The following is a 25490-nucleotide window of genomic DNA, read 5'->3' on the forward strand; positions in this document are numbered from 1 at the left end:
TGTTACCCGCGAGTAATTTCTCCCGCCAACGCACCCCACGTCTCCCGCGGAGGAACCGATGACGCAGCTCGGCGAGATTCAGCAGGCCATCCTGACCGGCGAGTCCGCCGCGGTCGGCTCGTTGCCCGTGCCCGAGAGCTACCGCGGGGTGACCGTGCACGCCGACGAGGTCGACATGTTCGAGGGCCTGGAAAGCCGGGACAAGGATCCCCGCAAGTCGCTGCACGTCGACGACGTGCCCGTGCCCGAGCTGGGCCCCGGCGAGGCGCTGGTCGCCGTGATGGCGAGCGCCATCAACTACAACACCGTGTGGACGTCGATCTTCGAACCGATCCCCACGTTCAAGTTCCTCAAGAAGTACGGGAAGCTCTCGCCGCTGGCCAAGCGGCACGACCTGCCGTACCACGTCGTCGGCTCGGACCTGTCCGGCGTCGTGCTGCGGACCGGGGCCGGCGTGCACAACTGGAAGCCGGGCGACGAGGTCGTCGCGCACTGCCTGAACGTCGAGCTCGAGGGCCCGGACGGGCACAACGACACCATGCTCGACACCGAGCAGCGGATCTGGGGCTTCGAGACCAACTTCGGCGGCCTCGCCGAGATCGCGCTGGTCAAGGCGAACCAGCTGATGCCGAAGCCGGACCACCTGACCTGGGAAGAGGCGGCCTCGCCCGGCCTCGTCAACTCCACCGCCTACCGCCAGCTCGTCTCGCGCAACGGCGCGGACATGAAGCAGGGGGACGTCGTCCTGATCTGGGGCGCCTCGGGCGGCCTCGGCTCCTACGCGACGCAGTACGCGCTGAACGGCGGCGCCATCCCGGTGTGCGTCGTGTCGAGCCCCGAGAAGGCGGCGATCTGCCGGAAGCTGGGCGCCGAGCTGATCATCGACCGCAGCGCCGAGGGCTACCGGTTCTGGAAGAACGACGACGAGCAGGACCCGAAGGAGTGGCAGCGCTTCGGGGCGAAGATCCGCGAGCTGACCGGCGGCGAGGACCCGGACATCGTGTTCGAACACCCGGGCCGGGAGACCTTCGGTGCTTCCGTCTACGCCGCGCGCAAGGGCGGCACGATCGTCACGTGCGCCTCGACGTCGGGGTACATGCACCAGTACGACAACCGCTACCTGTGGATGAACCTCAAGCGCATCATCGGCTCCCACTTCGCGAACTACCGCGAGTCGTGGGAGGCGAACCGCCTGATCGCGAAGGGCCTGATCCACCCGACGCTGTCGAAGACGTACACGCTCGAGGAGACCGGACAGGCGGCGCTGGACGTGCACCGCAACGCCCACCAGGGCAAGGTCGGCGTGCTCGCGCTCGCACCGCAGGAGGGCCTCGGCGTCCGCGACGAGGAGAAGCGCGCGAAGCACATCGAGGGCATCAACGCCTTCCGCGGCGCCTGAGGCCGGCTGGCGCCGGGAGCGGGACCGGCCCGGCGCCGGAAGCCGGCTCGCTCGCGCGCCGCACTGCGAACCGGCTCGCTTCCAGGGCCGGGAGCGGGGCCTGTCCGGACACCCGGAGCGGGGCCGGCGCGGGAAGCGGGCCGGCGCGAGGAACCGGCCTGCGCTCGCACGCTCACCGCGCCGGGCACCGGCTCGCGTCCAGCGACCGGAACAGGCTCGCTCCCCCGCGCCGCACGCCGCTGGGGAAGCGGCCGCGCTCGCGGTGTCGGCGGCCGCCCGGTGCGCCGTGTCGGCGACCGTCTGCGCCGAGTCAGCAGCCGCCCGGTGCGCAGTACCGGCGGCCGTCCCTGCGCCGAGTCAGCAGCCGCCCGGTGGGCCGTGTCGGCGGCTCCGCTCGCGGCGCCGGCGGGCGGGGCGCTCCCGGTGTCGGGAACCGGCGAAGAATCGGGTGTTTGGGGCGGTTCCTTTCGCCGCGGCATACGGCGCGTTGGGCGCACCGCACGGGTGCTCACCCTTCCGTGACCCCGCTGCGGCTACGGTAGGCCCCATGAGCCTTGGCGATGAACGGGAGCTTGTGCCGCTGGGAGCCGGCTTCGACGTGGCGAAGCGCGGGTACAGCCGAGCGCAGGTCGATGAGCACCTCGAGCGGCTGGATGCCGATCTGAAGATGCTCACCGCGGATCGGGACGCCGCCATCGCGCAGGCGGGGGACCTCGCCCGCCAGCTGGAGATCGCGCGCGGCGAGATCGCGGACCTGCGTGGGCAGGTCGATCGGCTCGCCCAGCCGCCGACCAGCGTCGAAGGCCTGTCCGAACGGCTTCAGCGGATGCTGCGCCTGGCGCAGGACGAATCCGCCGACACGCGTGCCCGCGCCGAAGCCGAAGCCGGGCACATCCGGGCCAAGGCCGAGACCGATGCCAGTGCCATGCGGGCCCGCTACGAGCAGCTGCTCACCGAGCTCGACCTGCGCCGCAAGGAGATGGAAGCCGAGCACCGCAAGGTCCTCGAGGACGCCCGCGCGGAGGCGAAGAAGATCACCGACGAGGCCGAGGCCGAGCGGAAGCGGCTCGACACCGAGTCGCAGGACCGCCGCACCAAGGTCGAAGAGGACTTCGAGATCGCCATGGCCTCGCGCCGCACCGAGGCGATGCGGGTGCTGGCCGAGCAGGAGGCCGCGAGCAAGGCCGAAGCCGCCCGGCGCGTCCAGGAGGCCACGCAGGACGCCGCCGACATCCGGGCGAAGGTCCTCGAAGAAGAGAAGGCCGCGAAGGCCGACATCGACCGCCGTCAGCGGGAGTCGGTCGCGGAGGCGAACAAGCGCCGTCAGGACTCGATCACCGAGGCCAACGCCCGGCTCGCGGAAGCCGCCGACGAGGCGCGCCGCCGGGTGACGGCGGCCACGGAAGAATCCAACCGGCGGATCACCCAGGCGAACGAGCGGGTCGACGCGCTGCGGAAGGTGCGCGGCGGGCTGGCCGAGCAGGTCCGCGCGGCCCGTGCGGTGCTGGCCGAGGCGCACACCGTCCTCGGCGACGACGTCAAGGTGCCCGCCGAAGTCAAGGCCGACCTGGTGCCGGACCCGAAGCCCGACGCCGTGGACGAGACCGAGAAGACGGTCCGGGTCACCGACGTCGAGGAGACGATCCGGATCCGCGCCTCCGACGTGCCCAAGCCGAAACCCGGAGCCAAGCCCGCCCCCGCCGCGGGCCCCAAGCCGGGCCAGAAACCGGCGCCGAAGCCCGCTCCGCGGGCGAGCGGAGCACAGAAACCGACTGGCGAGTAACCTTCCACCCGACACGGGCGCGGACGAGCCTGCGCGGTCGGTACCGACCGGCTATCGTCCCTGCTCACGCGGGATCACCTGGAGGTTTTGCGCATGGGTGCGGCATATCGGACCGTGGTGGTGGGCACGGACGGCTCGGAGTCATCGTTCGCGGCAGTGGACCGCGCGGCGGCGGTGGCCGGCGACGCCGGCGCGACACTCGTCATCGCGTGCGCGTACTACCCGGCGAGCCAGTCGGACGTCGAGAAGGCCCAGGACGCCCTCGGCGAAGAGGCGTACCAGGTCGTCGGCTCGGCCCCGGCCGAAGACACCCTGCAGTCGGCGCGGGACCGGGCGGCGCGGGCGGGCGCGGAGAAGATCGACACGGTCGCGGTCAAGGGCGACCCGGTCGACTCGCTGCGCAAGGTGGTCAAGGAGCGCGAGGCCGACCTGCTGGTGGTCGGCAACCGCGGGCTGAACACGATCGCCGGCCGGATCCTGGGCTCGGTGCCGTCCGAGGTGGCCCGCAAGTCCGGCGTGGACGTGCTGATCGTTCACACGACCTGACGTGACCGACCCGAGCGAGGAGCTTCAGCAGCGGCTCGAACGCGTCCTGCTCGGCGGCAGGCGGAAGTACACCCGGCTCGAAGTGGCGGAGAAGGCCGGCGTGCCCGACGAACGGTCACGCCGGCTCTGGCGCGCGCTGGGCTTCGCGACCGTGCGCGACGACGAGGTCGTCTTCACCGACGCGGACGTCGAAGCGATGCGGACCGCCGACCAGCTCGTCCAGTCCGGCCTGATCGACCCGAGCATCGAGGTCTCGGTGACGCGCGCGCTCGGCCAGCACCTGTCGCGGCTGGCCGAGTGGCAGGTCGACATGCTGTGGCAGCTGATCCGGGAGCAGCCGGAGCTGGGCCGCAGCGAGCGCCAGGTGACGCGCCTGGTCGACCGGCTGCTGCCGGAGCTGGAGCAGGTGCAGAACTTCGTCTGGCGCCGGCACCTGGCGGCCTACGCGGGCCGGGCGTTCGCGGCCTCGGACGAGCACCTGGAGACCCGCACCGAGGTGGTCGGGTTCGTCGACATGGTCGGCTACACGCGCCTGACGCGCCAGATCGGCGAGGACGAGCTGAGCCGCGTGCTCGACGCGTTCGAGACCCTGGCCACGGAGGTGATCGCCGAGCACCACGGCCGGGTGGTGAAGATGATCGGCGACGAGGTCCTGTTCGTGGCGGACGCGCCGGTCGACGCCGCGGAGATCGCCCTGACGCTGACCGAGCGCACCTCGGCGGACGACACACTGCCCGCGGTCCGCGCGGGCATGGCCTCGGGACGGATCCTGTCGCGCTTCGGCGACGTGTACGGCTCGGTGGTCAACCTGGCGGCCCGGCTGACGTCGGTGGCCCGCCCGGGCACCATCCTGGTCGACCGCGAGCTGGCCACGGAGCTGGCGGAGGAGAAGGCGTACGAGCTGCGGGCCCGCAGGCCGGTGACGGTCCGGGGCTACAACCGCCTCCGCCCGGCCGCGTTGCGCCGCGCGAGCGAGGCCCCGACGGGCATGTTCGCGAGTTCGCAGCAGCTGGCGGCGGAGATGCTGGGGCTGGCCTCGCCGGAGGAACGCGACCCGCTTCCGGAGGACCAGGGGACGGAGCCGAAACCTCGCCGCCGCCGGCGCCGCAGGCTCTGACCCGGCCGGCAGCGATCCCCGAGCCGGTAGAATCCCTCCCTCACGTGGATGAGGTGGGAGGTGCGCGCGTGACTCGACACCGCTTCGGTACCGATGAGCAGGCCGCCCAGCCATGCCGGGGACACGTCGCGGGTGGCGCCGCGTGACCGAGCCGCCCGCGGTGTTCCTCTCCTACGCCCGGGAGCCCGGCGATCCGGCCCATGAGGAGGCCGTGCTCCGGCTCTGGACGTTCCTGCGGTCCTGCGGTGTCGACGCCCGGCTCGATCTGGGCGAGGCCTCCGAGCGCCGCGACTGGGCGTTGTGGATGGCCGGGCAGATCCGGGACGCCGACTACGTCCTGGTGATCGCCTCCCCCGCGTACCGCCGGAGTGCCGAGGGCCGCGGCGACGCCCACGAGGAACGCGGCGTCCAGTGGGAGGCCCGGCTGATCCGGGACGCCTTCTACGCCGACCAGCACGCGGTCAACCGGTTCGTGCCCGTGGTCCTGCCCGGCCAGAGCGTGGCCGGGGTGCCCGACTTCCTCGGCCCGGCCACGTCGACCGTGTACCCGGTCGAGGACTTCACCGTCGAAGGCGCCGAAAAGCTCCTGCGGCTGCTCACGAACCAGCCCGAGATCCTCCAGCCGCCGCTGGGGCCGGTGCCGGCGCTCGCGCCCCGGCCGGCCGCCCCGGTGACGCCCGGGCCGCAGCCGGGCAGCGGCGTGTTCAACAGCATCACCGGCGACGTCAGCGGGGTCGTGATCCAGGCCGGGAACATCTTCGGTCCGGTGACGCTCTCCGGCCCGCGTGCCGAAGCGGACCCCGATCCGCGGACCGAAGACGGCTGAACTCAGGCGTCGAAGTCCACCGACAGCGTCTCGGACACCGGGTACGACTGGCACGTCAGCACGAACCCCGCCTCGACCTCCGCCTCCTCCAGCGCGAAGTTCCGCCGCAGGTCGACCTTGCCCTCCGTGACGCGCGCCCGGCACGTCCCGCACACCCCGCCCTTGCACGCGAACGGCAGGTCCGGGCGGAACTTCTGCGCCCCGTCGAGCACCGACGCCGAACGCGGCAGCGTCATCGGCGTCGACCGGCCGTCCAGAACCACCGACACCTCGGACGACTCCCCCGCCACCGCCGGGTCGAGGTGCTCCACCGGGGCCGGCGGCGTGTCCACGTAGAACAGCTCCTGGTGGATGCGCTCCCGCGGCACGTCCAGCGACGCCAGCAGCTCCTGCGCGCCCGACACCATTTCGAACGGGCCGCACAGCCACCAGTGGTCCACCGAATCCACCGGCACCAGCGAAGAGAACAGCGTGCGCAGCTTCGGGACGTCCAGGCGGCCGGTGAACAGCTCCGCCTCGCGGGGCTCGCGGGACAGCACGTGGATCAGCTCGAGCCGCGACGGGGCGCTGTCCTTCAGGTCGGCCAGCTCGTCCGCGAACATCACCGTGTCCGTGCGACGGTTGCCGTACAGCACCGTGACCGTCGCCGTCGACGACTTCAACAACGATGACACGATCGAGAGCACCGGCGTGATGCCCGAGCCCGCCGCGATCAGGACGTGGTGGCCACCCTCGGACAGGTCCGGGGTGAACGAACCCGTGGGCGGGGCCACCTCGATCGTGTCGCCCGGGCGGACCTCGTTGACCAGCCACGACGAGAAGTACCCGTCCGGGACCAGGCGGACGCCGACCCGCGGGGCCGCTCCCGCCGGGGCGCAGATCGAGTACGACCGGCGCTCGTCGCGGCCGTCGACCGAGCGCCGCAGCGTCAGGGACTGGCCCGGCTTGAACGCGTACTCCGACGCCAGCGACGAAGGTACGTCGAAGGTCACGGCAACGGCGTCGTCACAGAGCCGCTCGACCCCGGCCACCTTCAGCGAGTTGAACCGGGCCACGCTAAATCTCCTTGACGTGTTCGAACGGCTCGAGACAGGCGCGGCAGCGTCGCAGCGCCTTGCACGCCGTCGCGCCGAAGCGGGACTGCTCTTCGGTATCCGCCGACCCGCAGTGCGGGCAGACAACGCGCGAGACCGGCGCCGACAGCGTCAGCGGGATCGGCCCCGACCGGCGGGGCGCGGCCCCCGGCGGCGCGATCCCGGCCTCGGCCAGCTTTTGCCGCCCCTCGGCCGAAATCCAGTCCGACGTCCACGCCGGCGACAGCTGCGTCCGGATCTCGACGTCGGCGTAGCCCGCCGAAACCAGCGCGTGCTCCAGGTCGTCGCGCATGGTGTCCATCGCCGGACAGCCGGTGTACGTCGGCGTGATCGAGACGACCACCCGCCCCTCGGACTCGGACACCGAGCGCAGCACGCCCAAGTCCGCCAGCGTCAGCATCGGCAGTTCGGGGTCGGTGACCGTGGCGGCCACGGCTTCGGCGGTCACCACCGGGCGTCCGGCATCGCCCGGGCCACGCTCTGCAGCTCCGCCAGCAGATACCCGAAGGACTCGGTGTGGACGCCGTCGCGGCCCATCCGGCCGGAGACCCCGGCCAGCTCACCCGAAGTCGGCCGCGTCAAGGTCGCCGCGGCGAGAGCCTGGTCCAGCACCGCATCGAACTCGGGACGCAGCGAAGCCGCGTCCACGAACTCAGTGGCGTGCGTGCGGAACAGCTCCCCCACGTACGGCCAGACCTCGTCCAGGCCCTCCTGCATCCGCGTGTGCGACAACGGCGTCCCGTCGCCGAGGCGGACCAGCCACTGGGCCGCGTAGTCGCGGTGGTAGGTCAGCTCCTTGACACCCTTGTCCGCGATGGCCGCCAGCACCGGGTCCACCGAGGACACCAGCCGCTGCAGCAGCGCCAGCCGCCACGTCGAGAACACGAACAGCCGCGCGATCAGGTGCCCGAAGTGCCCGCCGCCCAGCTCGGCGAGCCGGACGTTGCGGAACTCGTTCTCCGCACGCAGGAACGCCAGCGAGTCCTCCGTGCGCCCCGAACCGTCGGCCTTGCCGGCGCGGGCGAGCAGCAGCCGCGCCTGGCCGAGCAGGTCGAGGGCGATGTTGGCGATCGCGACCTCGTCCTCCAGCTCGGGTGCGTTGGTGCACCACTCCTGGAGCCGGTGGGAGAAGACCAGCGCGTCGTCGCCCAGCATCAGGCAGTACACCGCCAGCGCGTCACCGTCCACCCCGGACGGCACCGAAGTGTCCACTCCGGACAGCGGGTCCTCGAAGCCGGTGCCGAACGCCCAGCGCGCGTCGTTCTCCTCGGTGATGGCCTCGTACACGTTGTCGAAACTCATATGTGCGGCACATCCTCGGGAATGTCGTAGAACGTCGGGTGCCGGTAGACCTTGTCGCCGCTGGGCGCGAAGAACGGGTCCTTCTCGTCCGGCGACGACGCCGTGATGTCCGCCGCGCGCACGACCCAGATCGACACGCCTTCGTTGCGCCGCGTGTAGAGGTCACGCGCGTGGTGCAGCGCCATCTGGTCGTCGGCCGCGTGGAGCGAGCCGACGTGCACGTGGTTCAGCCCGCGCTTGCCGCGGACGAACACCTCGTACAGCGGCCAGTCGTGCTTGACCGGTCCCGGAGCCGCGGGGACGCCTTCGAGGGGGACGGCGCCGTGGCCGCCTTCGGCCGTCAGGTCGGTCACTTGTGCTCCTTCTTCGCGGCGTGGGCGACGGCGGCTTCCCGCACCCACGCGCCTTCTTCGTGGGCCCGGCGCCGGTGGGCGATCCGCTGCGTGTTGCAGGGCCCGTTGCCCTTCAGGACGTTCTTGAACTCGTCCCAGTCGACCGCGCCGAAGTCGTAGTGCCCCCGCTCGGGGTTCCAGCGGAGCTCCGGGTCCGGGAAGGTGACGCCGAGGGCTTCGGCCTGCGGCACCGACATGTCCACGAACCGCTGCCGCAGCTCGTCGTTGGTGTGGCGCTTGATCTTCCACGCCATCGACTGCGCGGTGTTCGGCGAATCGGCGTCCGGCGGGCCGAACATCATCAGCGACGGCCACCACCAGCGGTTCACGGCCTCCTGGACCATCTCCCGCTGCTGCGAAGTCCCCTTCATCATGGTCATCAGCAGCTCGTAGCCCTGCCGCTGGTGGAAGGACTCCTCCTTGCAGATCCGGATCATCGCCCGCGCGTACGGCCCGTACGAAGACCGGCACAGCGGCACCTGGTTGCAGATCGCCGCGCCGTCGACCAGCCAGCCGATCACGCCGACGTCGGCGAAGGTCAGCGTCGGGTAGTTGAAGATCGACGAGTACTTCTGGCGGCCGGTGATCAGCTTGTCGGTCAGGTCCGCCCGGTCGGCGCCCAGCGTCGCCGCGGCCGAATACAGGTAGAGCCCGTGGCCGGCCTCGTCCTGGACCTTGGCCAGCAGGATCGCCTTGCGTCGCAGCGACGGCGCCCGCGTGATCCAGTTGCCCTCGGGCTGCATGCCGATGATCTCCGAGTGCGCGTGCTGCGCGATCTGCCGGATCATCGTCTTGCGGTACCCCTCGGGCACCCAGTCGCGCGGCTCGATCCGCTGGTCGCGCTCGATCGTCGCCTCGAAGTGTTCTTCCAGCGATGCCACAGCGGTCACGGCTGCTCCTTCGCCACCAGCGTCAGGACGTCGTACTTGGCCACCGACTCGCCCTCGGCGTTGGTGACGTCGGCGTCCCAGCAGACCTCGCCGTAGTCCTGGTCGACCCGCGGGGTGATCTGCTTGGCGGTGAGCGTCACCGTCAGCGAGTCGCCGACCTTGACCGGGGTCAGGAAGCGCAGGTTCTCCAGGCCGTAGTTGGCCAGCACCGGGCCCGGCTCGGGCGAGACGAACAGGCCGGCCGCGAACGAGACGACCAGGTAGCCGTGCGCGACGATCCCGCCGAACAGCGGGTTGGCCGCCGCGGCTTCGGGGTCGGTGTGCGCGTAGAACGTGTCGCCGGTGAACTCGGCGAAGTGGTCGACATCCTCCTGGGTGACCGTGCGCGGCCCCGCCACCACCGAGTCTCCGACGCGAAGCTCGGCCAGTGACTTCCGGAACGGGTGGACACCCTCCGTGCGCGGTGCCCCGGCGACCCAGCGGCCGGTGACGGCGGACAGCACCGCGGGCGAACCCTGGACCGCGGTGCGCTGCAGGTGGTGCAGCACCCCGCGGATGCCGCCCATCTCCTCGCCGCCGCCCGCGCGGCCCGGGCCGCCGTGGACCAGCTGCGGCATCGGCGAACCGTGCCCGGTGGACTCCTTGGCGTCCTCGGCGTCCAGTACCAGCAGCCGGCCGTGGAACGGCGCCGCGCCGAGGACGACCTCGCGCACGAACTCCTTGTCCGCCGAGACGATCGACCCGGCCAGGCTGCCGCCGCCGCGCGCGGCGAAGTCGACGACCTGCTCGGTGGAGGTGTAGGGCATCAGCGTCGAGACCGGGCCGAACGCCTCGACCTCGTGCGGCTCGGAGCGTTCGGGGTCGGCCTTGAGCAGCACCGGCGAGATGAAGGCGCCGCGCTCGGCGTCGGCGTCGACGACCTCGACGTGCTCCGGGTCGCCGAACACGACGCTCCCGGCGTCCAGCAGCGCCTTCAGCGAGCGCCGGACCTCCTCACGCTGCTCCAGGCTGGCCAGCGCACCCATCCGGACGCCCTCGGACGCCGGGTGGCCGACGGTCACCTTCGCGAGCCGCTCGGACGCGGCGGAAGCGACGTCGTCGAGCAGCGAAGCCGGCACGAACGCGCGGCGGATCGCGGTGCACTTCTGGCCCGCCTTGACCGTCATCTCGGTGACCAGCTGCTTGACGAACAGGTCGAACTCGGTCGTGCCCTTGACCGCGTCCGGGCCGAGGATCGAGCAGTTCAGCGAGTCGGCCTCGGCGTTGAACCGCACGGCGTTGCGGATGATCGCCGGGTGCGACCGCAGCTTCTGGGCCGTCGAGGCCGAGCCGGTGAACGACACCAGGTCCTGCGCGGTGACGTGGTCGAGCAGGTCGCCGGCACTGCCGGCCACGAACTGCAGCGAGCCTTCGGGCAGGATGCCGGACTCGATGATCAGCTCGACCAGCCGCGCGGTCAGGTACGCCGTCTGGCTGGCCGGCTTGACCAGGCTCGGGACCCCGGCGAGGAACGCGGGCGCGAACTTCTCCAGCGGCCCCCACACCGGGAAGTTGAACGCGTTGATCTGGACGGCGACGCCCCGCAGCGGGGTCGCGATGTGCTGCGCGACGAACGTGCCCCCGCGCGAGAGCGGCTCGACCTTGCCCTCGACGTAGACCGTGTCGTTCGGCAGCTCGCGCTTGCCCTTGGAGGCGTAGCTGAACAGCACGCCGATGCCGCCGTCGACGTCGAACTTCGAGTCACCGAGGGTGGCGCCCGTGCGAGCGGAGAGGGCGTACAGCTCCTCGCGGTGCTCACGCAGGTGCGAGGCCAGCGCCTTGAGCAGGGCCGCACGCTGGTGGAACGTCAGCTCCCGCAGCGCCGGGCCGCCCACCCGGCGGCCGTGCTCCAGAGCCGCCGCGAAGTCGACGCCCGCCGACGAGACCCGGGCGACCTCCTCCCCGGTGGCCGCGTCGTGCAGCGGCACGCCCTCGTCCGCCGCCGTGTGCCAGCTCCCGGAGACGTAGCTGCGCAGCAGTGCCATCAGGTCCCTCTCGCCGAATTACCTACCGGACGTTCAGTTAATCGCATGGTAACCGCCGGACCCGAAGATCGGAAGGGGTGGCGCTTGACACCGGCCCGGACCACTGCCTTTACTGAGCGGCACCGCGTGGTGACCGTCCATTCGGTCAGTGAGGACGGAGGGTGCATGACCAACGCCGCGCACACCATGTTCGCCGCCGACGAGGCTTCCCGCGCGCTGGGCATCGAACTCGTCGAAGCGGCTGGTGGGCGGGCCGTCGCGACCATGACGATCACCCGCGAGATGGTCAACGGCCACGACCTCGCCCACGGCGGGTACGTCTTCCTGCTGGCCGACACGGCCTTCGCGTGCGCCTGCAACACCCACGGCCCGGTGACGGTGGCCGTGGGCGCCGAAATCTCCTTCGTCGCGGCCGGCCGGCTCGGCGACCACCTCGTCGCCACGGCCACCGAGCGCACCCGCTACGGCCGCAACGGCATCTACGACGTCACGGTGCACCGGGAAACCCCCGGCGGGCCCGAGGTCGTCGCCGAATTCCGCGGCCGCAGCCGCGTCCTCTCCGCGAAACGGGACGGTGCATGATCGAGGCGAACATCAGCGTGGACGAGCTGGCCGCCCTCCAGCTGGAACGTCTGCAGTGGACACTCCGGCACGCCTACGCGAACGTGCCCGCCTACACCCGGAAGTTCGACGCGGCCGGCGTCCACCCGGACGACTGCAAGGAACTGGCCGACCTGGCGAAGTTCCCGTTCACCACCAAGCAGGACCTGCGCGAGAACTACCCGTTCGGGATGTTCGCCGTGCCCCAGGACCAGGTCCGGCGCATCCACGCCTCCAGCGGCACCACCGGCAAGGCCACCGTCGTCGGCTACACCGAGCAGGACATCGACACCTGGGCGACGGTGATGGCCCGGTCGATCCACGCCGCCGGCGGCCGTCCGGGCCACAAGGTGCACGTCGCCTACGGCTACGGCCTGTTCACCGGCGGCCTCGGCGCGCACTACGGCGCCGAGAAGCTCGGCTGCACGGTCATCCCGGCGTCCGGCGGCATGACCGCGCGGCAGGTCCAGCTGATCACGGACTTCGAGCCCGAGATCATCATGGTGACGCCGTCGTACATGCTGACGCTGCTCGACGAGTTCGAGCGCCAAGGCGTCGATCCGAAGGCCAGTTCCCTGAAGGTGGGCATCTTCGGCGCCGAGCCGTGGACCGAGCAGATGCGCGCCGAGATCGAGGAGCGGTTCGCCCTCGACGCCGTCGACATCTACGGCCTGTCGGAGGTGATGGGCCCGGGTGTCGCGCAGGAGTGCGTCGAGACGAAGGACGGCCTGCACGTCTGGGAGGACCACTTCTACCCCGAGGTGATCGACCCGTACTCCGAGGAGGTGCTGGGCGGCGGCGAGACCGGCGAGCTGGTGTTCACGTCCCTGACCAAGCAGGCACTGCCGATCATCCGCTACCGCACGCGCGACCTCACGGCGCTGTCGCCGGGCACCGCGCGGCCGGCGTTCCGGCGGATGGCCAAGGTCACCGGCCGCACCGACGACCTGATCATCCTGCGCGGGGTCAACGTCTTCCCGACGCAGATCGAGGAGATCGTGCTGCGGACGCCGTCGCTCAGCCCGCACTTCCAGCTCGTCCGGTCCACCCGCGGCCGCCTCGACCACCTCACCGTGCGGGTGGAGGCCCGCCACGACGCGACTTCCGGTGCCCGGGAGGAAGCCGCCGCTTCGCTGGTTTCGCAGGTGAAGGACGGCGTCGGCGTGACGGTGTCGGTGGACGTCGTCGACCCGGACACCCTGGAGCGGTCGATGGGCAAGATGCGGCGGATCGTCGACCAGCGGGACAAGCCGTGACGGCGCCGCGGCGCGGGCGGCCGGGCTACGACCTCGAATCGCTGCTGCAGGTGGCGGTGAAGCTGTTCAACGAGCGCGGCTACGACGGCACGAGCATGGAGGACCTCTCCCGCAAGCTCGGCATCACGAAGTCGGCGATCTACCACCACGTGCCGAGCAAGGAGGAGCTGCTGCGGCTGGCGGTGGACCGCGCGCTGGACGGCCTGTTCGAGGTGGCCGCCTCGACCGGCCGGCTGGACGGGCGCGCGATCGACCGGCTCGAGCACCTGGTGCGCGGCAGCGTGCTGGTGCTGGCGGACCGCCTGCCGTTCGTGACGCTGCTGCTGCGCGTGCGCGGCAACACGAAGGTGGAGCGGGCGGCACTGGCCCGGCGGCGCGAGTTCGACCGGCTGGTGACGGACCTGGTGAAGCAGGCCGAAGCCGAGGGCGACGTCCGCCCGGACGTCGACCCGGCGGTGACCGCGCGGCTGGTGTTCGGCATGGTGAATTCGCTGATCGAGTGGTACAAGCCGCGGCGGGGCTCGTCGGCGGCCGAGGTCGCGGACGCGGTGTGCAAGGTGGCCTTCGAGGGGCTGCGCACCGGGTCGTGAGTCATTCGGCCCGGACGCGGTCCAGGTCCGGGCGGAGGTCCTCCTCGAGCACTTCGCCGATGTGGACCGCCGCCACCCGCTGCCGCTTGTCGACGACCAGGGAGATCGGCACGGCCGCCAGCGGGAGCCCGCGCAGCTGCAGGGCGATCCGGCCGGACTCGTCGTAGATCGACGGGTAGCCGAGCCGGAAGTCGCGGACGAAGTCGGCGGCGTACTGGCGGTTGTCGCGGACGTTGAGGCCCAGCACCTCGACGCCTTCGCTCTTCCCGCGCGCCGCGATCGCCTTGAGGACAGGCGATTCCGAGCGGCACGGCGGGCACCAGGCGCCCCACAGGTTCAGCAGGACGACCTTCCCGGCGTAGTCGCTCAGCGCGATGCGCCTGGCCGGGTCGACGACGTCGGGGCCGGCCAGCTCGGCCACCCGGCTGCGCTGTTCGGGTGGGTAGAACAGGTGGGTCTGCCCGCCCGGGGAGACGAACTCGAAGGTGTCCGGCGGCCCCACGGCGTCCTTGCCCGTCGAGCAGGCGGCCGGCCCGAGCAGCGCCGCGACCACGAGGAGGCGCCCGAGCAGCATGGCCTCACCCTAGCGGGGGTCACTCCTCCGCGGTCTGCGGCGGGCGCCCCGCCTGCCACAGCAGGGCGTCGCGCAACTGGCCGATGAGCCGCTCGTCGTCCGCTTCGGACGGGTCGACGCCCAGGGGGATCCAGCGCTCGGACACCTTCTCCCCCTGGTCGTAACTGGAAATCACGATGCCCGAGTACGACAGGGACGCTTCGTCCGCGCAGTCGCCGTCAGGCACCGGTTCGTCGGCTTCGAAGCAGTCGTCGAAGCTGACGTGGCGATGCTGCAGGCGGACGCTGACCCAGCGCCCGGCCCGCCGGATCGGCGCGCCGTCTTCGTTCATCTGCTCCTACCCCCGGTCCGGGCCCCCATGCCGTCTCGTCGCATCCGGCCCCCGAGGAGTTACCGGCGGGTTGTTCCGGTTGCATAACGACAAAGGTTGGCCCGAAACACCGCTTGCCCGCCACCGGAGTCACTCTTTTGACAAGGGGTCAACTACTTGTTGACAGCGTGCCGATCCCCCGCGAGGCTGAGCGGATGACCAGTGGGACCCGGCCCCGGCGGCGCCGGCTCGAACCGGCCGAACGGCGTGCGGAGATCCTCGCCGCCGCCCGGCACCTGTTCGGCGCGGGCAGCTACGCCTCGGTGTCCACTTCGGACATCGCCGAGGCCGCCGGGGTGGCGCGCCCGCTGATCAACCACTACTTCGGCGGCAAGCGCGAGCTGTACCTGGAAGTGGTGCGGCAGCTGATGATCGTGCCCGCCCCGGTCACCGAGGCACTGCCGGACACCACGATGGAGCAGCGGCTGGCGATCGGCGTCGAACGCTGGATCGAGGTCGTGGACCGCAACCGCGACGCCTGGCTGACCGTGATCGGGCCGGAGGCGGCCGGGCGCGACCCCGAGATCGAGCGGATCATGCTGGAGGCCGACGAGATCGCGGCCGACCGGGTGCTGGAAGCCGCGCTGATGACCGGCGTGACCGACGGCCGCGAAGAGCTGCGCGCGATGATCCGGTCGTTCGGCGGGATGCTGCGCGCGGCGTCGCGGGAATGGCTGGTCCGCGGCACGCTCGACCGCGCGGAGCTGCGCACGTTCCTCACCGATTCGCTGCTCAACCTGCTGAAGCTCACCTACCCGGCGGTGCTCGCCGAGCGGCGCGGAAGCGGCGGGCGAACGCCGCCGGCGTCATCCCGGTCCAGCGCTTGAACGCGTGGATGAAGCTCGACGCCTCGGCGTACCCGAGCCGGTAGGCGACGTCCTCGACCGACAGGACGCCGGTGTCGAGCAGCTCTTCGGCGAGCGTCTGGCGCACCTCGTCGACCAGCGCCCGGTAGCTCGTGCCCCCTTCGGTCAGGCGGCGGCGCAGGGTGCGCGTGCTGAGGGTCAGCTGGCGGGCGACCTCGTCCATCCCGGCGTCGACGCCGCCGAGCCGGACCAGGCGTTCGCGCACCTGCTGCGCGATGCCGGAACGCCGGCGGCGGCGCGTGACGAGCTCTTCGCACTGCGCGGCGCACAGGGCGACGGTCTGGTCGTTGGCCTGCGGCAGCGGCAGGCTCAGCAACGCGGGGTCGAGCGTCGCGCGGCAGGCGCCGGCTCCGAACCGCGGCCGCACGCCGAACGCGGCCAGGTACGCCTCCGGCGCGGCCGCCTCGTGCCGGAACGCCAGCTCGTCCAGCGCGATCTCCGGCAGGAGGTCGCGCATGACCGAGAAGATCGCGGCCAGGTCGCGCAGGACGAGGAACCGGGCGACGTCGGCGGGCACGCGGCTGTCGTCGAGCTCGAGGGTCAGCCGGTCGGCGCCGAGGACGACGTGCGGGATGCAGAAGGCGAAGGTCAGGTCGAAGTAGCGGAGGGCGAACAGCATCGCGTCGCGCAGCGTCGGGCTGCTGATGCAGGCGAAGCCGAAGATGCCGAAGGTGGTGACGTGGTAGCGGCGCCCCAGCTCCAGCGCCGTCGCGTCCGAACCGTCGAGGGCGGCCAGTGCCCGGACGACGGCCAGCTCCTGGCGCGCGTCGACCTGCACGGCCGGGTCCGCGAGCAGTTCCGGGGTCAGCGTGGTCGCGGTCAGGAGCCGTCCGGCGGGCAGGCCGCGTTCGGCGGCGAACCGCGTCATGAGCTCGATGCTCGCGGTGCCGCGGGGGAAGTCCCAGTCCCCGACGGCGGGCGCGGCGAGCTCGGCCATGGCCGGAATTCTGGATCACGCGCGGAGAACGTGTCCAATCGAGGACCGGAACTGTCCGGGGTGATCGTTAGGGTGAGCGGGTGGAGACCCTGAGCCGACGAGCCCTCAACCGCGCGACGCTGGCGCGCCAGCTGTTGCTGAGCCGGGCGGAGATGTCCGCCTTCGACGCGGTGGAACACCTGGCCGGGCTCCAGGCGCAGGCGCCGTTCCCGCCGTACTTCGGGCTGTGGTCGCGGCTGGCCGGGTTCCGGCCGTCGGAGCTGGTGGAGCTGCTCGAAAGCCGGCGCGTGGTGCGGATCGCGCTGATGCGCGGCACGGTCCACCTGGTGACGGCGGCGGACGCGCTGGCCTGGCGGCCGGTGGTCCAGGCGATCTACGACCGCGACCTGAAGCAGAACACGCTGCACGCGGGCGCGCTGGCCGGGCTCGACCACGACGAAGTGGCCGAGGCGGCGCGGAAGCTGCTCCTCGGCGGCCCGATGCCGGGGAACGCGCTGGGCGCCGAGCTGGCGCGGACCTGGGACGCCCCGGCGGCGTCGCTCACGCACCTGGCCCGGGGGCGGCTGCCGCTGGTGCAGACGCCGCCCCGGGCGATCTGGGGCAAGGCCGGGCAGACGACGTACGCGTGCCTGGACGAGTGGGTGGGCGCTCCCCTGTCGCCGGCTTCGCCGGCTTCGCTGATTTCGCGGTACCTGCGTGCGTTCGGCCCGGCCACGGTGGCGGACGTCCAGACGTGGGCGGGCATCACCCGCCTGGGCGAGGTGGCGGCCGGGATGGACCTGCGGCGCTACCGCGACCCGGACGGCCGCGAGCTGCTGGACCTGCCGGAGCTGACCGTGCCCGACGAGGACGTCCCGGCGCCGCCGCGGCTGCTGGGCCCCTTCGACCAGACGATCCTGTCCTACGCCGACCGGACGCGGGTCGTCTCGGACGCCTACCGCAAGCGGGTGATCTCCCAGAACGGCCTGGTCAAGGGCACGCTGCTGGTCGGCGGCCAGGTGTGCGGGTTCTGGGAGATCAAGGCGGCGAAGAAGGCGGCGGCGATCGAGCTGTCGCCGTTCGAGAAGCTGCCGAAGCGGGACCTGGCGGCGCTGGAGAAGTCGGCGGGCGAGCTGGTGAAGTGGGCGGAAGCGGCCGCCGAGACGCACGAGGTGCGCGTGCACCCACCCGCGTGAGGGTGGCCGGAAATCTCGATTGAGTGACCGTTCGTGGCCTGTTGTCACAGGCCACGAGTCCGTAGCTTTTCGGGCATGACTGGTTCGGCGAAGGGGCCGTCGGTGCTGATCGCGGGCACCGGGTTCGGCGGCATCGGCACGGCGATCGAGCTCAAGCGCGCCGGGTTCACCGAGTTCACGATCCTGGAGAGCGCCGCGGAACCCGGCGGCGTCTGGCGGGACAACACCTACCCGGGCGCCGCCTGCGACATCCCGTCGCCGCTGTACTCCTTCTCCTTCGAGCCCAACCCGCGGTGGCCGAAGCGGTTCTCGCACCAGCCCGACATCCTCGCCTACCTGCGGCGCGTCATCGCGAAGTACGGCCTCGAGCCGCACATCCGGTACCGCACCGAGGTCACCGGGGCCGCCTTCGACGAGGAGCGCGGCCTCTGGCGGGTCGAAACGAAGGGCAGGGAGACGTTCGAGGCGAACGTCTTCGTGCCCGCCGTCGGGCAGCTGTCGCGGCCGGTGCTGCCGGACATCCCGAACCGGGAGAGCTTCGCCGGCGAGGCCTTCCACTCCGCGCGGTGGAACCACGACGTCGACTTCACCGGCAAGCGCGTCGCCGTGATCGGGACCGGGGCCAGTGCCGTGCAGTTCGTGCCCGAGCTGCGGAAGCGCGCGCAGCACGTCACGGTCTTCCAGCGCACGCCGCCGTACGTCATGGCGAAGTCCGATCCGAGCTACCGGCGGTGGCAGCACTGGCTGTTCGAGCGCCTGCCGCCGACGCAGCTGCTCGGCAGGCTGCGGATCTTCCTGCTCGCCGAGTACGCCACCTACGCCATGACGCGCCACCCGCTGCTGGCGAAGGTCTTCGAGCTGCGGACCGCGCAGCTGCGACACCGCCACATCAAGGACCGCGAGCTGCGCGCGAAACTCAAGCCGGCCTATCCCCTGGGCTGCAAGCGGATCCTGTTCACCAACGAGTACCTGCCCGCGCTGGCCCAGCCGGACGTCGACGTCGAGACGCGGCGGATCTCCGAGATCACCGAGAAGGGCGTGCGGGTCGAGGACGGCGCGGAGATCGAGGCGGACGTCCTGGTCTACGGCACCGGCTTCGCGGCGACGGACTTCCTCGGCCGGATCGACGTGCGCGGCCTCGGCGGCCGGTCGCTGGCGGACGAGTGGTCCGGCGGCGCGCGGGCCTACCTGGGCATGACCGTGCCCGGCTTCCCGAACCTCTTCTGCGTCTACGGGCCCAACACGAACCTCGGCGCCGGGTCCATCATCTACATGATCGAGCGGCAGGCGCGGTACATCCGGCAGGCGGTGGAACGGCTCTCGCGGCCCGGCGTGTGCTATCTGGACGTGCGACCCGAGGTCGAGGAGCGGTACGACCGGGAGGTGCAGCAGCGGCTTGGCCACAGTGTGTGGAGCGCCTGCACGAGCTGGTACCGGCAGGCCGACGGCCGGGTGACGACCAACTGGCCCGGCCTGGTCACCGAGTACGACCGCCGGACGCGGCGCTTCGAGCTCGCCGACTACCGGGTGGCGGGCTGATGGACTACGACGTCCTGGTGATCGGTTCGGGGTTCGGCGGCAGCGTCACGGCCCTGCGGCTGACCGAGAAGGGCTACCGCGTCGGCGTGCTGGAGGCCGGCCGCCGGTTCGCCGACGACGAGTTCGCGAAGACGTCGTGGCGGGTGCGGAAGTACCTGTGGGCGCCCGCGCTGGGCTGCTTCGGCATCCAGCGGCTGACTCTGCTGAAGAACACGTTCGTGATGAGCGGTGCCGGTGTCGGCGGGGGCTCGCTGGTGTACGCGAACACGCTGTACGAGCCGCCGGACGGCTTCTACGAAGACCCGCAGTGGGCGCACATCACGGACTGGAAGACCGAGCTGGCGCCGTACTACGACCAGGCCAAGCGGATGCTGGGCGTGGTCGAGAACCCGGCGACGACGGCCGCGGACCGGGTGCTGAAGGACGTCGCCGACGACATGGGCATCGGCCACACGTACCGGCGCACGCCCGTCGGCGTCTACTTCGGACAGTCCGGGGTGGATCCCTTCTTCGGCGGCGCGGGCCCGCTGCGCTCCTCCTGCACGCAGTGCGGCGAGTGCATGACCGGGTGCCGGGTCGGGGCGAAGAACACGACGGTCAAGAACTACCTGTACCTGGCCGAGCGGGCGGGTGCCGTGGTGCATCCCCTGACGACGGCGGTGTCGGTGCGGCCGATCGACGGCGGGTACGCGGTGGACACGCGCCGGACCGGCGGCTTCTCCCGCCGGACGGTCACCGCCACGCAGGTCGTGTTCTCGGCGGCGGCTTTGGGAACGCAACGGCTGCTGCACCGGATGCGGGACACGGGAAATCTGCCTCTCGTTTCCCCGCGGCTCGGGCTCCTGGCCCGTACGAACTCCGAAGCGGTCCTGGCGGCCCGGTCGCTGCGCGCGGACACGGACTACTCGCGGGGTGTCGCGATCACGTCGTCGATCCACCCGGACGCGGTGACGCACGTGGAGCCGGTGCGGTACGGGCGCGGCAGCAACCTGATGGGCCTGCTCGCGACGGTGCTGGTGGACGGCGCCCCGGGCCGTCGTCGCTGGGCGCTGGGGCTGCGCGAGCTGTGGCGCTCCCGCCGCGACCTGCTGCGCATCCACAACCCGCGGCACTGGTCGGAGCGGATGATCGGGCTGCTGGTGATGCAGACCCTCGACAATTCGGTGACGACGTACACGAAACGCGGGCTGTTCGGGCGCCGGATGACGACCCGCCAGGGTGCGGGGGCGCCGTCACCGGACTGGATCCCGGCGGGCCACGAGGTGACGCGCCGGGTGGCCGCGAAGATCGGCGGCCTGCCGCAGGGCGCGTGGACCGACCTGGCGAACATCCCCATCACGGGCCACTTCATCGGCGGCTGCGCGATCGGCGACTCGCCTTCGACGGGGGTGGTGGACCCGTACCAGCGGCTGTACGGGTACCCGGGGCTGCACGTGGTGGACGGCTCGGCGATCTCGGCGAACCTGGGCGTGAACCCCTCGCTGACGATCACCGCCCAGGCCGAGCGGGCGATGGCGTTCTGGCCGAACGCCGGGGACCCCGATCCGCGGCCGGCGCCGGGCTCGCCGTACCGGCGCGTGGCGGCGGTGGCGCCTCGGCGTCCGGTCGTCCCGCCGGAGGCGCCGGCAGCCCTGCGGCTGCCGTTGACGCCCCGCTGAAGAGGCCCTCCCGGACCGCGCCGCCGGGAGGGCCGCTCAGCGTTACGGCAGGCTGGCGAGCCCCGCCGACACCGTGTTGGCGAACGCGTAGCCCTGCGACGCGTCCCAGTTGATCGACCACGTCATCGCGCCCCGGATCGACGGGTACGTCGCCGACGGCTTGAACGAACCGCACGACGTGCCGCGGGCCAGGCAGTTCAGCGCCGAGACCGTGTTGGCCGGGGCCTGGTAGCCGCCGCCCGCCGCCTGGGGCGAGGCCGGGAGGCCGAGGCCGACCTGGTCCGCGCGCAGGCCACCCTGCAGCTGGATGCAGGCCAGCGCCGTCAGGAAGTCGACCGTGCCCTGCGAATAGACGTTGCCGTTGCAGCCGTTCATCGAACCGGAGTTGTAGTACTGCATGTTGACGATCGTCAGGATGTCCTTGATGTTCAGCGCCAGCTGGAAGTAGCCGCCCGCGGTGGACTGCATGTCGATCGTCTGCGGCGCCATCGTGATCACCTTGCCGCCGCCGTTGTAGATGCTGCGCAGCGCCTGGCCCATGTACGTGGCGTTGATGCCGTTCTCGAGGTCGATGTCGACGCCGTCGAAGCCGTAGTTCGCGATCAGCGACTTGATGCTGTTCGCGAAGTTGTTCGCCGAGGTCGAGTCGCCGACGCTGATCGTGCCGTTCTGGCCGCCGACCGAGATGATCACCCGCTGGCCGCGGGCTTGGACCGTCTTGATGTCGGCCTTGAACTGCGCGTCCGTGTAGCCGCCGAGCTGTGAGGACAGGCCGGGGTCGAGCGTGAAGCTCACCGCGCCGGGCGTGCCGGTCGCGTCGGCGAACGACACCGCGATGACGTTGTACTTCGTCGGGACGTCGGCGAGCTTCAGCGCCTTGGCGCCGTTGTAGAAGTTCTGCCAGTAGCCGGTCAGGACGTGCTTCGGCAGGTCACCCTGCGTGGGCGGCGTCGTGGTCGTCGTGGTCGGCGGAGTGGTGGTCGTCGTCGGGGTGGTGGGCGTGGTGGGCGTGGTCGGCGTGGTGGTCGGCGGGGTGCCGGGGCCGTCGAGGCTGATGTCGTCGGCGAAGTACGCCGGCTGGCCGTACCAGCCGTGCAGGTACACCGTCAGCGACGTGCTCGAGCCGGTCGTGAAGCTCAGCGACAGCTGCTGGTAGCCGCTGGTGCCGGGCGTCCACGTGCTGGCCGTCGCCGAGCCGGAGACGCCCAGGTAGACGTAGCTGCCCTGGACCCAGCCCGAAAGCTTGTACGCCGTGTTCGCCGAGACGGTGAGCGTCTGCGAGCACTGGGCGTTGTCCGACGACGACGGCGTCGCGTTCAGGGCGCGGCTGCCGCCGTGCACCGGCGAGCTCACCGCGGCCGCCGCGCCGGTGCACGTCCAGCCCGACGTGCCGGCTTCGAAACCGGGGTTGGCCAGGATGTTCGCCGCCGAAGCGCTGCCGGCGAGCACGAAGGTCACGCCGAGGCACAGCGTCACCACGGAAAGTAAGGAAAGCAGAGCGAAGCGAACCTTGGGGACCACGGGCAACCTCCGTGACACTGGTGAGGCAGGTCACCACAAAGTGGACTAGACCAATCTGAATGTCAAGGAACCCCATCCGAAAGTCGGGGCGCCCGAAACGGCAGAATGTGACGATCGGATCCAGGTCAATCGGGAGCGTGTTGCAGTGAGCGTGTCGGTCGAGCAGAAGATCGCCGAAGAACTGGGCGTGCGCGAAGGACAGGTCAAGGCCGCTGTCGAGCTCCTCGACGGCGGGTCGACCGTGCCGTTCATCGCCCGCTACCGCAAGGAAGTCACCGGCATGCTCGACGACGCGCAGCTGCGCACGCTCGAAGAGCGGCTGCGCTACCTGCGGGAACTCGACGAGCGCCGGCTCGCCGTGCTCGAGTCCATCCGCAGCCAGGGCAAGCTCGACGACGCCCTCGAGGCGTCGATCCTCGCCGCGGACACGAAGTCGCGGCTGGAGGACATCTACCTCCCCTACAAGCCGAAGCGCCGCACGAAGGCGATGATCGCGCGCGAAGCGGGTCTCGAGCCGCTGGCCGACGGCCTGCTCAACGACCCGACCACCGATCCGCAGGCGGCGGCCGCGGTGTTCGTCGACGCGGACAAGGGCGTCGCGGACGCCCAGGCGGCCCTCGACGGCGCCCGCGCGATCCTCGTCGAGCGCTTCGCCGAGGACGCCGACCTCATCGGTGACCTGCGCGAGAAGATGTGGGGCCAGGGCCACCTGGTCGCCAAGGTCCGGTCCGGCAAGGAGGAGGAAGGGGCGAAGTTCTCCGACTACTTCGACTTCTCCGAGCCCTACACCAAGCTCCCCTCGCACCGGATCCTCGCGATGCTGCGCGGCGAGAAGGAGGAGGTCCTCGACCTCACGATGGCGCCGGACGAGCCTTCGGACGAGCCGCAGGTCGGCCCGACGGAGTACGAGCAGCGCATCGCGGCGAAGTTCGGCATCACCCAGCAGGGGCGGCCGGCCGACAAGTGGCTCGGCGACACCGTGCGCTGGGCGTGGCGCACCAAGATCCTCCTGCACCTGGGCATCGACCTGCGGATGCGGCTGCGCCAGGCGGCCGAGGACGACGCCGTGCGCGTGTTCGCGGCCAACCTGCGCGACCTGCTGCTGGCCGCGCCGGCCGGCACCCGCGCCACGATGGGCCTCGACCCGGGCTTCCGGACCGGTGTCAAGGTGGCGGTCGTGGACGCGACCGGCAAGGTCGTCGACACCCACGTCATCTACCCGCACCAGCCGGCGAACAAGTGGGACCAGTCGATCGCCGAGCTGGCCGTGCTGGCCGCCCGGCACAAGGTGGACCTGATCTCGATCGGCAACGGGACGGCGTCGCGCGAGACGGACAAGCTCGCGCAGGAACTGATCAAGAAGCACCCCGAGCTGAAGCTGACGAAGGCTGTCGTGTCCGAGGCCGGCGCGTCGGTGTACTCGGCGTCGGCGTTCGCTTCGCAGGAACTGCCGAACATGGACGTCTCGCTGCGCGGCGCGGTCTCGATCGCCCGGCGGCTGCAGGACCCGCTGGCCGAGCTGGTGAAGATCGACCCGAAGTCGATCGGCGTCGGGCAGTACCAGCACGACCTGTCCGAGGTTTCGCTGTCGCGCTCGCTCGACGCGGTGGTCGAGGACTGCGTGAACGCGGTGGGCGTGGACGTCAACACGGCGTCGGCGCCGCTGCTGACCCGGGTCTCGGGCATCACCACGGGCCTGGCGGAGAACATCGTGGCCCACCGCGACACGAACGGCCCGTTCCGCTCCCGCATGGCGCTGAAGGAGGTCGCCCGCCTCGGCCCGAAGGCGTTCGAGCAGTGCGCGGGCTTCCTCCGGATCCCGGACGGCGACGACCCGCTCGACTCCTCGGCGGTGCACCCGGAGGCGTACCCGGTGGTCCGGCGGATCCTGTCCAAGACGGGCACCGACATCCGCTCGCTGATCGGCAACACGCGGACGCTTTCGTCGCTGAAGCCGGGCGAGTTCGTCGACGAGCAGTTCGGTCTCCCGACGGTGACGGACATCCTGGCGGAGCTCGACAAGCCGGGCCGCGACCCCCGCCCGGCGTTCAAGACGGCGACGTTCGCCGAGGGCGTGGACAAGATCTCGGACCTCAAGCCGGGGATGCGGCTGGAGGGCGTGGTGACGAACGTGGCGGCGTTCGGCGCGTTCATCGACGTCGGCGTCCACCAGGACGGGCTGGCCCACGTTTCGGCGCTGTCGAAGAACTTCGTCAAGGACCCGCGGGAGGTCGTGAAGCCCGGGGACATCGTGAAGGTGAAGGTCCTCGACGTCGACGTGCCGCGCAAGCGCATCTCGCTGACGCTGCGGCTGGACGACGAGCCGGGTGCGGGGCCGGGCAACCGCGGCGGCGGAGGCGGCGAGCGCCGGGACCGCGGCCAGGGCGGCGGCGGTCAGCGCCGCGGCGGCAGCGGCGGCGGCGACCGGCGTGGTGGCGGCGGCCGTGACCGCGGCGGCAACGCGAGCGGCTCGATGGCCGACGCGCTCCGGCGGGCCGGGTTCGGCAACAAGTAAGGCATCCGGGGAGGCCGCGCCGGGCGGCCTCCCCGCTGTCGAACCTCAGCGGCGATCTCGTCCGGCACCGGGGCGGCGAATCCGACGGCTGGAAATCACCGAAGCGCGAAGAGCCCCACCGGGAACAGCACCACCGGAACCACGGCGGCGGACGCGCTGATCAGCCAGGTGCCCCCACGCCAGCCGACCGGCGACGCGTCCAGCACCAGCCGCCGCACCAAAGCCGCCTCCACCACGGCCGCCAGCAGGTATCCCAGCCCGACGCTGAAGACCGCCGTCGCACCGACGAACAGCAGGCCCGACGTCGACGCCGCGCCCAGCGGCGCGGCCACCTCCCAGCGCACCACGCCGGCGGCCGCGGTCAGCAGGGCCAGCAGGAGCACGAACGCCACGAAGAAACCGACGGGCGCCTTGGCCGGGTGCGAGCCGCGGGCGAACACCCAGAAGCCCGCGTCGATTCCCGCCACCACCAGCGCCAGCACGACGAAACCGGCACGGAACGTCAGCACCCGATCA

At 71.4% G+C, this 25490-nt stretch carries 24 protein-coding genes; 13 read left to right on the top strand and 11 right to left on the bottom strand.

Going from position 1 to position 25490, the window contains the following annotated elements; genetic code table 11:
* Positions 1 to 58 precede the first annotated feature (58 nt).
* From ccrA to ACWEGE_RS23995, 5 genes are all read left to right on the top strand, one after another.
* On the top strand, positions 59 to 1399 hold the full coding sequence (gene ccrA, locus ACWEGE_RS23975) for a crotonyl-CoA carboxylase/reductase (protein WP_449662665.1): 1341 nt from the start codon (positions 59 to 61) through the stop codon (positions 1397 to 1399).
* 574 nt (positions 1400 to 1973) lie between these two features.
* Positions 1974 to 3182 carry a chromosome segregation protein gene (locus ACWEGE_RS23980; protein WP_449662727.1) on the top strand — a complete coding sequence of 403 codons (1209 nt, stop codon included), beginning with the start codon at positions 1974 to 1976 and terminating at the stop codon, positions 3180 to 3182.
* A 93-nt stretch (positions 3183 to 3275) separates the two neighbouring features.
* Positions 3276 to 3728 (top strand): universal stress protein, encoded by a 453-nt coding sequence (locus ACWEGE_RS23985; RefSeq protein ID WP_091306092.1) that lies wholly within the window; start codon positions 3276 to 3278, stop codon positions 3726 to 3728.
* Between the two features lies 1 nt (position 3729).
* On the top strand, positions 3730 to 4845 hold the full coding sequence (locus ACWEGE_RS23990) for an adenylate/guanylate cyclase domain-containing protein (RefSeq protein WP_449662666.1): 1116 nt from the start codon (positions 3730 to 3732) through the stop codon (positions 4843 to 4845).
* Between the two features lie 142 nt (positions 4846 to 4987).
* Positions 4988 to 5671, top strand: coding sequence for a toll/interleukin-1 receptor domain-containing protein (locus tag ACWEGE_RS23995; protein ID WP_449662667.1), 684 nt, complete (start codon positions 4988 to 4990; stop codon positions 5669 to 5671).
* Positions 5672 to 5673: 2 nt separating this feature from the next.
* On the opposite strand, the gene paaE is transcribed toward ACWEGE_RS23995, so the two are convergent.
* The 6 genes from paaE to paaZ all read right to left on the bottom strand — a co-directional run bounded on the left by paaE (position 5674) and on the right by paaZ (position 11373).
* Entirely contained in the window at positions 5674 to 6726 is a 1053-nt protein-coding gene (gene paaE / locus ACWEGE_RS24000) for a 1,2-phenylacetyl-CoA epoxidase subunit PaaE (protein ID WP_449662668.1), read from the bottom strand.
* Between the two features lies 1 nt (position 6727).
* Complete coding sequence (gene paaD / locus ACWEGE_RS24005) at positions 6728 to 7216, bottom strand: 1,2-phenylacetyl-CoA epoxidase subunit PaaD (protein WP_449662669.1); 489 nt, start codon at positions 7214 to 7216, stop codon at positions 6728 to 6730.
* A complete protein-coding gene (gene paaC, locus ACWEGE_RS24010) occupies positions 7210 to 8067 on the bottom strand; it encodes a 1,2-phenylacetyl-CoA epoxidase subunit PaaC (protein ID WP_449662670.1) in 858 nt (285 codons plus the stop codon). Before paaC ends, paaD begins: the two co-directional genes overlap by 7 nt.
* The gene (gene paaB, locus ACWEGE_RS24015) at positions 8064 to 8330 is read right to left on the bottom strand and encodes a 1,2-phenylacetyl-CoA epoxidase subunit PaaB (RefSeq protein WP_449662728.1); all 267 of its coding nucleotides are present in this window, start codon (positions 8328 to 8330) and stop codon (positions 8064 to 8066) included. The genes paaC and paaB overlap by 4 nt, the downstream gene beginning before the upstream one ends.
* An 86-nt stretch (positions 8331 to 8416) precedes the next feature.
* Positions 8417 to 9349: a 1,2-phenylacetyl-CoA epoxidase subunit PaaA gene (gene paaA, locus ACWEGE_RS24020; RefSeq protein WP_449662671.1), complete on the bottom strand. Its 933-nt coding sequence runs from the start codon at positions 9347 to 9349 to the stop codon at positions 8417 to 8419.
* A complete protein-coding gene (gene paaZ / locus ACWEGE_RS24025; protein WP_449662672.1) occupies positions 9346 to 11373 on the bottom strand; it encodes a phenylacetic acid degradation bifunctional protein PaaZ in 2028 nt (675 codons plus the stop codon). The genes paaA and paaZ overlap by 4 nt, the downstream gene beginning before the upstream one ends.
* Before the next feature lie 165 nt (positions 11374 to 11538).
* Here paaZ and paaI point away from each other — a divergent pair, with 165 nt between their 5' ends.
* From paaI to ACWEGE_RS24040, 3 genes are read left to right on the top strand one after another with little or no spacing between them, the layout of a single operon-like run.
* A complete protein-coding gene (gene paaI / locus ACWEGE_RS24030) occupies positions 11539 to 11955 on the top strand; it encodes a hydroxyphenylacetyl-CoA thioesterase PaaI (protein WP_449662673.1) in 417 nt (138 codons plus the stop codon).
* On the top strand, positions 11952 to 13229 hold the full coding sequence (gene paaK / locus ACWEGE_RS24035; RefSeq protein WP_449662674.1) for a phenylacetate--CoA ligase PaaK: 1278 nt from the start codon (positions 11952 to 11954) through the stop codon (positions 13227 to 13229). Before paaI ends, paaK begins: the two co-directional genes overlap by 4 nt.
* The gene (locus ACWEGE_RS24040) at positions 13226 to 13819 is read left to right on the top strand and encodes a TetR/AcrR family transcriptional regulator (protein WP_449662675.1); all 594 of its coding nucleotides are present in this window, start codon (positions 13226 to 13228) and stop codon (positions 13817 to 13819) included. Before paaK ends, ACWEGE_RS24040 begins: the two co-directional genes overlap by 4 nt.
* Before the next feature lies 1 nt (position 13820).
* Here the strand turns inward: ACWEGE_RS24040 and ACWEGE_RS24045 are convergent, their stop codons facing one another.
* Together ACWEGE_RS24045 and ACWEGE_RS24050 are read right to left on the bottom strand one after the other, a co-directional pair.
* Complete coding sequence (locus ACWEGE_RS24045) at positions 13821 to 14393, bottom strand: TlpA family protein disulfide reductase (protein WP_449662676.1); 573 nt, start codon at positions 14391 to 14393, stop codon at positions 13821 to 13823.
* A 19-nt stretch (positions 14394 to 14412) separates the two neighbouring features.
* A complete protein-coding gene (locus ACWEGE_RS24050) occupies positions 14413 to 14724 on the bottom strand; it encodes a hypothetical protein (RefSeq protein WP_449662677.1) in 312 nt (103 codons plus the stop codon).
* 194 nt (positions 14725 to 14918) lie between these two features.
* Here ACWEGE_RS24050 and ACWEGE_RS24055 point away from each other — a divergent pair, with 194 nt between their 5' ends.
* Complete coding sequence (locus ACWEGE_RS24055) at positions 14919 to 15590, top strand: TetR/AcrR family transcriptional regulator (protein WP_449662678.1); 672 nt, start codon at positions 14919 to 14921, stop codon at positions 15588 to 15590.
* Here ACWEGE_RS24055 and ACWEGE_RS24060 read toward each other — a convergent pair.
* Positions 15511 to 16566 (bottom strand): AraC family transcriptional regulator, encoded by a 1056-nt coding sequence (locus tag ACWEGE_RS24060; protein ID WP_449662679.1) that lies wholly within the window; start codon positions 16564 to 16566, stop codon positions 15511 to 15513. The two genes, ACWEGE_RS24055 and ACWEGE_RS24060, sit on opposite strands and share 80 nt — an antisense overlap.
* Positions 16567 to 16646: 80 nt before the next feature.
* Here ACWEGE_RS24060 and ACWEGE_RS24065 point away from each other — a divergent pair, with 80 nt between their 5' ends.
* The 3 genes from ACWEGE_RS24065 to ACWEGE_RS24075 all read left to right on the top strand — a co-directional run bounded on the left by ACWEGE_RS24065 (position 16647) and on the right by ACWEGE_RS24075 (position 20938).
* Entirely contained in the window at positions 16647 to 17741 is a 1095-nt protein-coding gene (locus ACWEGE_RS24065) for a winged helix DNA-binding domain-containing protein (RefSeq protein WP_449662680.1), read from the top strand.
* Positions 17742 to 17816: 75 nt separating this feature from the next.
* Positions 17817 to 19280, top strand: coding sequence for a flavin-containing monooxygenase (locus ACWEGE_RS24070; protein ID WP_449662681.1), 1464 nt, complete (start codon positions 17817 to 17819; stop codon positions 19278 to 19280).
* Positions 19280 to 20938 (top strand): GMC oxidoreductase, encoded by a 1659-nt coding sequence (locus ACWEGE_RS24075; protein ID WP_449662682.1) that lies wholly within the window; start codon positions 19280 to 19282, stop codon positions 20936 to 20938. Before ACWEGE_RS24070 ends, ACWEGE_RS24075 begins: the two co-directional genes overlap by 1 nt.
* Positions 20939 to 20980: 42 nt before the next feature.
* On the opposite strand, the gene ACWEGE_RS24080 is transcribed toward ACWEGE_RS24075, so the two are convergent.
* Positions 20981 to 22459, bottom strand: coding sequence for a chitinase (locus ACWEGE_RS24080; RefSeq protein ID WP_449662683.1), 1479 nt, complete (start codon positions 22457 to 22459; stop codon positions 20981 to 20983).
* Between the two features lie 145 nt (positions 22460 to 22604).
* Here ACWEGE_RS24080 and ACWEGE_RS24085 point away from each other — a divergent pair, with 145 nt between their 5' ends.
* Complete coding sequence (locus ACWEGE_RS24085) at positions 22605 to 24974, top strand: Tex family protein (RefSeq protein ID WP_449662684.1); 2370 nt, start codon at positions 22605 to 22607, stop codon at positions 24972 to 24974.
* A gap of 95 nt (positions 24975 to 25069) precedes the next feature.
* Here the strand turns inward: ACWEGE_RS24085 and ACWEGE_RS24090 are convergent, their stop codons facing one another.
* Positions 25070 to 25483, bottom strand: coding sequence for a hypothetical protein (locus tag ACWEGE_RS24090; RefSeq protein ID WP_449662685.1), 414 nt, complete (start codon positions 25481 to 25483; stop codon positions 25070 to 25072).
* Between the last annotated feature and the right edge of the window lie 7 nt (positions 25484 to 25490).

It is taken from the genome of Amycolatopsis sp. NPDC004747, assembly GCF_053601335.1.